We start from the raw sequence: 532 nt of genomic DNA, 5'->3' as shown, positions 1-532 counted from the left end.
GATTGGTCGGCCAGCACATGCACCACCGCGGCATCGGCGGCCGCCCGCTGCTGTGCGGCGGGGCAGTCTTCGCGCCGACACAGGCAGGGCATGCGGGATTCCAGTCGGGCCACCGGTCCCACCGCATCGGCGCGGCGCTGCTCCTGGGTACGGGGGTCGTGTTTGCAGACGGTGTCGGCGACCGCATCGAGGCGTTGATTCAGTGCGACCCCGTCGGCGGCGTGGATGTTGGCCCACACCGACGCCATGCCGGGGCTGCTCGCCTCCACCTGAACAAACCGCCCGTCGTCGATCGGGGGTGGAACCCGTACCCCGTGGGGGTCGAGTTTGGCGATCCATTGATCCACCCGGTCCCGCAACTGCCGTTCAGACAGCCGCATCCACCGGTGGGCCCGGGCCGCGAGTTCTTCATCCAGGCCGGCCCAGACTGCGGGGTCGACGATGCCGGTGCGGGCGATGAGCATCCGCACCACCCGGTAGTCGATGTCGCCGGCGGCGAACCGGGCGGCCACCAACGGGAGTTTGTCGCGTA

General features: G+C 70.1%; 1 protein-coding gene. It reads right to left on the bottom strand.

The window, feature by feature from the left end; all coding sequences use genetic code 11:
- Positions 1-512, bottom strand: a 512-nt coding sequence (locus A5779_RS05305; RefSeq protein ID WP_236734656.1) for a DUF222 domain-containing protein, incomplete at its 3' end; no start/stop codon positions are given.
- Between the last annotated feature and the right edge of the window lie 20 nt (positions 513-532).

It is taken from the genome of Mycolicibacterium peregrinum, from assembly GCF_001665625.1.
GTDB lineage: Bacteria > Actinomycetota > Actinomycetes > Mycobacteriales > Mycobacteriaceae > Mycobacterium > Mycobacterium peregrinum_B.
This window is presented reverse-complemented; position numbering and strand designations above follow the sequence as displayed.